This window comes from Pseudomonas sp. PA-4-8C (genome assembly GCF_021606625.1).
In the GTDB taxonomy this organism is placed as follows: Bacteria; Pseudomonadota; Gammaproteobacteria; order Pseudomonadales; family Pseudomonadaceae; genus Aquipseudomonas; species Aquipseudomonas lactis.
Window position 1 is genome coordinate 1 of sequence record NZ_WKCD01000478.1, and the last position, 2,083, is coordinate 2,083.

At 55.9% G+C, this 2,083-nt stretch carries 1 pseudogene; it reads left to right on the top strand.

Annotation, left to right across the window (positions count from 1 at the left end):
- Positions 1-2,083 (top strand): annotated as a pseudogene (locus GIW04_RS30160) (hypothetical protein); the annotation flags it as partial.

The following is a 2,083-nucleotide window of genomic DNA, read 5'->3' on the forward strand; positions in this document are numbered from 1 at the left end:
CAGCAGCGCGAGCGATTACCTGCTGGCGGCTATCGCCCTGCAGATGGACCCTGAGTCGATCACCGCGCCTGATCGCCACAAAGTAGCGGGCTTGGATCTGACCAGTGAGAACTATGGCGGCCATCACCCTTCTGCGGTCGTGGACGCGCTGGTCGAACACTTGAGTAGCACAGGCAAAACCAGCGCGGCATTGGCCAATGTCGGTGCGTACCTGCTGCTAGCCAGGTCAGCTCCGCAGTTTCTGATCAAAGATATTCCTGCGACGGTGAAAGTCGGTAGTCAGGCCTGGGCGAGCCTGACGATTGCGGCCATGACCCTTGAAGCCCAGGCACCGGGAAAAGTTCGCGGTATGACGTTTGCCCAAGTCATGAGTGAGGCCGATAAGGCGCGGCTGGTTGACCCTGCGATCACCCAAACGGCACAAACCGTCGCTTTACTGGATTGGGCAATCGCCAATCGAGTGCTCACCAAAAGAAATGATGGCAGCTACCTCCCGGCTCAACTCGAATCGGTAAGAACCACCTTCAACACACAACTGGATACCCGGCTCGCGGCCTCCCAGGCACTGGACACAGCATTACCCACGCGAAAAGAGATTGCACTGGTCAGGCTCAAGGAGCGATTTGGCGACCTGGGCGCGTTTTTCGAAGAAAAAGTATTCGCGATTGCTCAGCACTACGTGGCGATTGAAGGGGGAGGCATTTCGCTATTGGATATCGCCATGATCGACTGGTCGCAATCCAGGCCCTTCAAGGCATATGAACCCAGCAGTTCACTCAAGGGAAGTGATTTGCGCAGAGTGTTGATGGCGTTGAACGCTAACCCGCAGTTTGGCGTGCCGGATGAATTCGAAAGGCAATTCAAACGCGCAATCGAGGAAAAAAAGGCGGCCGTCAATACAACGATCAGGCACATGATTTCGCAGCTGCCCTTGGAGGATCGCAAGCACTTCGAGTTTGGAAAAATCAGTTTTTTCCAAGAAGGCTCCTACGTCATGGATGGCCATTTCAATAATACCTATGATCAAAATCAACCGGGGCTGCTAGTCAAGACCGAACTGAACGGTGAGTCGCAAGCCTACGTCATCAACTTCAATCATGGCGCGATTGAAAGGGCGGGCTTGTACGAGGTGAGGGTCAAGGAGTCCAGGGAAGGCAGAAAGGTCTTCACGACCAAAGCGTTCACGCCCCGGCATAACGCCGATGACCTCGGTCGTGAGCGCCCGTTGAGCTCCCCCTTGTGGGATAGCTTTACCAGCGCCCGATCCGATGCGATTGCCACTGCGTTTGTCGAGCACTTGGATCTCGACGATCCGGCTATCAAACAGCAAGCTCGTGGGCAGACGGCCTCGGATATGGCTAAAGCGCAGTTGAGCGAGTTTTTGTTGAACCTGATTCCCTTCAGGTCCGCCATTGTCAATTTTCAGAACGGCCAGTACGGTACGGGTACATTCGATCTATTATTGGATGTTTTCGGCTTTCTCACCGCGGGCACCGCAACCGCGGGGAAATTACTCAATGTTGGCCGCTCGGTGCTTTCCACTGGCGCCAAGGCATTGCGGGCGGCCAAGGTCATCGGCGTGGCGGCCATTGATGTACTCAACCCTGTGGGCGGGGTGGGGGATTTGCCTCGGTTGGTGGCGTCCGGTGGTCTTTATGTACTGTCCAAAGGCGTCAAGGCCGTCAACAAACTCAGAGGCGCCACTGGCAGTTATGATGTGTTGAAGGCCGTCAGCAAACAGTACGAGGCCGCTGCAACAGGCGCCGTGAAAGTGGCAGGCCAGACGGTGGAAGGGGCCGCCGTGCTCAAGGGCGGCAAGTGGTATTCATTCGATGCCGACACGATGCGCCCGTATGGCAGCCCGCTCGACGAGTTCAAGGTCGGCACCCAGGCTGTGGCGGGTGAGGGTTGCGTCCGTTTCTTTTTAACAACTCCCAGCCCACGAGACTGGTGCTGGTATCTCGTATGCCGTCTTCTTCTTTTAAAAAAAAAAACCCCACTCCTCTCCCACTCTCCCTTTTCCCTCTCTCCTCTGTCCCTCGTCTGTGTACCCCCCATTCCCATCCCGCTCCTCGTTTCTTAT